The 4759-nt window shown below is 59.8% G+C and carries 5 protein-coding genes; 1 reads left to right on the top strand and 4 read right to left on the bottom strand.

Annotated elements, in window-relative coordinates; genetic code table 11:
• The first annotated feature begins 273 nt into the window (after positions 1-273).
• Positions 274-453, top strand: coding sequence for a hypothetical protein (locus AC1DVA_RS26405; RefSeq protein ID WP_476807855.1), 180 nt, complete (start codon positions 274-276; stop codon positions 451-453).
• A gap of 394 nt (positions 454-847) precedes the next feature.
• Here the strand turns inward: AC1DVA_RS26405 and AC1DVA_RS26400 are convergent, their stop codons facing one another.
• The 4 genes from AC1DVA_RS26400 to AC1DVA_RS26385 all read right to left on the bottom strand — a co-directional run.
• On the bottom strand, positions 848-1066 hold the full coding sequence (locus AC1DVA_RS26400) for a hypothetical protein (RefSeq protein WP_476807854.1): 219 nt from the start codon (positions 1064-1066) through the stop codon (positions 848-850).
• Between the two features lie 176 nt (positions 1067-1242).
• Positions 1243-1470 carry a hypothetical protein gene (locus AC1DVA_RS26395; RefSeq protein WP_476807853.1) on the bottom strand — a complete coding sequence of 76 codons (228 nt, stop codon included), beginning with the start codon at positions 1468-1470 and terminating at the stop codon, positions 1243-1245.
• Between the two features lie 1337 nt (positions 1471-2807).
• The gene (locus AC1DVA_RS26390) at positions 2808-4064 is read right to left on the bottom strand and encodes a glucarate dehydratase family protein (protein WP_476807852.1); all 1257 of its coding nucleotides are present in this window, start codon (positions 4062-4064) and stop codon (positions 2808-2810) included.
• Positions 4065-4119: 55 nt separating this feature from the next.
• A partial coding sequence (locus tag AC1DVA_RS26385; RefSeq protein WP_476807851.1) for an NAD-dependent epimerase/dehydratase family protein occupies positions 4120-4759 on the bottom strand: 640 nt, incomplete at its 5' end.

The raw sequence follows: 4759 nt of genomic DNA, 5'->3' as shown, positions 1-4759 counted from the left end.
GTTGTGCGACACAAATGCCGAAACGATACCGGCAACCAACTCGACCACTTCCAGATTATTTTCTGACATTTCTTTTTCTCTCTTTGCGAATGAGAACGATGGCAAATCACTTCAGTGATTCTGAGGATTACGACAAGGTATTTTTATGGCAGTAGACATCGAAAAAATTAGCCTCATTTTAGAAATTTCAGGCATAATTTCGAAAATCAGTTAAAGAAGCAAAGCGCGACTTCTTATCGCATTTTCGAGCAGCTTGAAGACCGCGCCAGCCAAATGGAAAAAGGCATAGGTGCTTCCTTCAATGCGCTCGGCAAGCGCGTGGCCGGGTTGTTCGCGGGCCTCGCTGTTGGCTTTGCGCTTAACGATATCCGCAAGGTCGCGGATGACTACACCAAGACCATCAACACGCTGAAGGTTTCAGGGATCAACGACACGGCCAGTGTCTTCGATTAGCTATTCGCGAGCGCACAGCGCAACGCCTCGCCGCTAGATGCCTTGGCCACCCTGTACGGTCGCGTTTCGGCGGCCCAGACCACGCTAAAGGCCAGCAGAACCGACGTCATGCAGGTCACAGACATCGTGGCCCAGTCGCCCCGTGTCGGGGGTACTTCAGCTTCCGACGCGCAGGGCGACTTCTGAAGCTTAGTCTAGGTCGAGACCGGCCAGGAGTCCAACGGCGATATCACTGTCATGATTAGCGTGCAGGCCAAGATTGCGGACGACATGCTGCGAGGCCGTGGGCCGACTAGCGCGGCCCAGCAAGCGATCCAGACGAATAAGCGGTTCGCTAGCGCGAACCCWCCGACGACTGCGGATGTACCAGCGGGGCGGGTTAGTAGCCGCGACTTCAGGCTTTGGGCGCCCGCCCGCGGCAAGCGCGAACGTAATCGCGTTGAATAGCCCGCCGTTCGTCGCGAGACATTTGGCTGTTTCGTCCTTGCTTGTGCACGCGGCGGGCTTCATCCTTGCACTCCTCGCGTGATTTCTCGCTGCCACGCTGCTGCTGCGCGTGCGAAAACGTTGGGGTAAGAAAGATGAGTGTTGTCAGAACCAGCAAGGCGCGCATGCGTCGTCCTCCTAAATGGAAGATGACGCAGCGGAAGAAGCGGCGCAAGGGGCGCATGAATGCCGCCTGACGAAAACCGGCCCGTGATACCGGATGTACGTACACGGGCCGGTTCTTATTTGCCGTCAAAGGGTGCCTTCACTAGCCGCAAGGGGTTGGTTGATCTTGGCCGAGGGCTAATACGTTTGCAGATGCACCGATACGGAATGTTGCGCATCCTCGTCTTTCAGATCGACGATGTTGTGCCGGATAGCAGTAATGATGCCTCCAGCCTCGATCTTGCGTCCAAACTGCTTGTCGGTTGTGATGTTAACGTGATCCCCTACCTTGAATAGCTTGGGATCACCCCCAAGCATGAAATGCATCAGCCGGTTGCTCGCGTTATCCACGAAATAGATATTCATTTGACCTCCGCTTGCCGCGAGGTCACTCGACACCGGCGGCGCGGTCAAGGGGATACGCGCCGATCAGAGCAACTCAGTATCGCTCTGATCTTCGACGCCGTCGGCTGCTGGTGTCGGACCAAGCTTCCCGGATTTGCCAAACGTGTGACCCGTCACAGGCGGGGCATCTGAGCAACGTCCTGCGGGCGATCGACGTTAGCAAAACGCGCTCTCGTGTCCGCCGGTGGGGACCGGCAGACCGGTCCTAGGGCAGCGGATCGCGAGTTCGTGCTTAAGAATGCTGTCCGCCGGCGCGGCTATTGGCTCGACAAAGCCATCGGCAAAATAAAGCCGGCCAAAAGCAGCGCCACCAGAGCGGTGCGCGTCCACACGCTGAAAACACGATCGCCGATTAGCATTGGCACGACTCCCTGCTACCCGCGAAGCGAACCTAACCTTACGTCATCGCCAGGCGCAAACAGCGGATGAGACCTGTTCACATCTTAGAGATGGGCGACCGCGGATGTACGGGCGCGATCCGAGCTACTTAAACTTGCTGCCGGGTCGGTTCTTGAGCCTCTTCGCAACGTCCTTGATGTTAGCGACTACCAGACCTGCGGGCATTTTAGGAGCGGTAGCCTTAGCGACAGTTCCCTTTGCCCGTGGGCGCTTCCCCTTCGGCGTTGCAGCCACATGGGGTGTCTCTTCCTCACTCATCGCAGCCCCCCGATTTTCCGCAGCGTCACCCACCGCCCCGGGTGAGGTCAAGAGGCGGGCTACCAGCCACACTCGTCCCTACCCCCTTCAACGCTGCGTCAATGCCGTCAAGCAAGAAGTAGGCTTCACTTGAAGATGCGCGTTTCCCCGCGTACGTAGAAGTCTTTCTGCCCAATAAGAGAGCTTGCCAACGGGACGGCGGTTTTACCCCTAAACGGTCCATAGGCTTTTCTGTTTTCAGATGCGCTCCATACTGCGTTATGTGGATTAGCGTCCCCACCCGATGACCTGAGACCCTGATTCCCCTCCAGATTTGAGTAGAGTCCGTCGCTCATGGAGACGGACGATGCGCCCCCTCACGGTTCACGGAAGAGCAGATCATCGGGATGCTGAAGGAGCAGGAGGCCGGAGCGAAGACGGTGTCCGCCTGCTTAGATCAAATCCATAATAATTTCAACATAATTCCTCGATTGTCCGGTTTTTCTCTAATATATCGACGATTATTACTTCATAATTCAGCAAGATAGTTTGGAAAATCTGTGTCAGCTCACAGCCGGATCGCTCGTAGTAAGGGGCGAGCCGGTATTTAGTTGTGAGCCTCTTGCGGGCTTCCGCGCCCGCGGGAGCCCGGTGAGTCAGCTTCAGAAGCGCGGGCGCGCCGAATTGAAGTCCGGCTGGTATTTGCGCATTTCCTTGGTGTCGTCGCGCACGCGGATGCCGCAAGCGAGATATTGCTGGTTCAGGCGCCTCAGCGCCGCGCGGTCCAGCCGCACGCCGAGCCCTGGTCCATCTGGCGGCGCAACCGAGCCGCTCTCGATCCGGAGCTTGCCGCCCTCAATCACCTCCTCGACCTGCCACGGATAGTGTGTGTCGCAAGCATAGGCGAGGTTCGGGATCGTCGCTCCGACATGGGTCATCGCCGCCAGGCTGATGCCCATATGGGAATTCGAGTGCATCGAGATCCCCAAGCCGAAGACACGGGCGAGATGGGCGAGATGCTGGGTGGCGCGCAGGCCGCCCCAATAATGGTGGTCGGACAGAACGACCTGAACGGCATTCAGGCGAACCGTTTCCGGAATATGCCCGAAGGCGATCGTGACCATGTTGGTGGMTAGAGGCATCGGCGCGAATGTCGCGATCTGCCCCATTTCGGCGAGCGTCCGGGCGGGGTCCTCGAGATATTCGAGCAGCCCCTCCAGTTGCGGCATGACGCGCCGAGTCGTCTCGACCGACCAGCCGCCATTGGGATCTATCCGCAACGGATGATCCGGGAACGCCTTGCGCAGGTGCCGGAGCGTCTCGATCTCGAAATCCGGCTCGAACACGCCACCCTTGAGCTTGATCGAACCGAAGCCGAACTCCGTCACCATCCGGCGCGCTTGCTCGACCATCTGCTCGTGGTTGAGCGCCTCGCCCCAATCATCGGCCGTATAGCCGGGATCGTCCTTATGCCCAGCGAACTTGTAGAAGAGGTAGGCGCTGTAGGGCACCCGGTCACGCAGCTTGCCGCCCAGGATTTCGTAGAGCGGGCGACCTGTCAGCTGGCCCTGTAGATCGAGTAAGGGGACTTCGAAGGCCGCGAGCGCCGAGGCACGGGCTTTGTCGCCGGCAGGCGCGAAGCTCTGGCCGGGATCGGGATCGCCGCCGACCGCCGCATAGACGACCCGCGTCAGCCCGTTCAGGTCGAATGGATYGAGCCCGATCAAGCCAGGCGTCACCTTGCCGAGATTGGCCAGGGTTTCGAGATCRCCATAGCTTTCGCCGAGCCCGACATGGCCATCGCCCGCTTCCACTTCGATGATGCTGCGCAGGGCCCAGGGCTCGTGCACGCCGGAAACATTCAGAAGCGGCGGATCGCGGAAGGCGATCGGGGTGACCCGGACATCGGTGATGCGCATCGGCGGCCTCGTGACGGTCAGGAGGGGAAAAGTCGGTCGCACAGGGGGCCGCACCTCAGGCAGGTGGCGGAACCGGTGCGCCGGCATATTCGATGGAGCAGAAACCGCCGCCCTGGAAAAAGAGCGCCGGCGGCTCATGCGTCAGCTGGGCCTCTCCCGCCATCGCTTCCTCGGTATAGTCCTCGGCATGGTCCTGGGGCCGGTAGCCCAGGCCGTGAGCGACGGCATTGTCGTACCAGCCGCCGGCATTGTCCGAAACGCCATAGACGATGGTGTTGTGGATGTCGGGATGCTCCAGCCCGATCAGGCAGAGCTGGGCGAGATCGCGCCCGCTGACCCAGATTTTGAGCGTGCGGGCATTGCCGGGGATGTCGGCGGCATTGCCGATCCGCACATGCATGCTGCGAATGCCATATTTGTCGGCATAGAGGGCGCCTACTGACTCGCCCCAGCATTTGCTCAGCCCATAACGACCGTCGGGGCGTGGCAGGACCGTCTCGTCGATGCGCTGCGTGCGGGGATAGAAGCCGACGGCGTGGTTGCTGGAGCCGAAGACGACGCGGCGCACGCCCTGACGCCGTGCAGCCTCATAGACATTCCAGGTGCCGACGACATTGGTCTGCAAGATGTCCTCGAACGGCGCTTCGCGCACGACACCCGCCATGTGGATCACCCCGGCCATACCCTCCATGGCC

The organism is Allobosea sp. P4_C6 (genome assembly GCF_056402015.1).
Note: the sequence above shows the minus strand (reverse complement) of the source record. Positions and strands in the feature narration are given on the sequence as shown.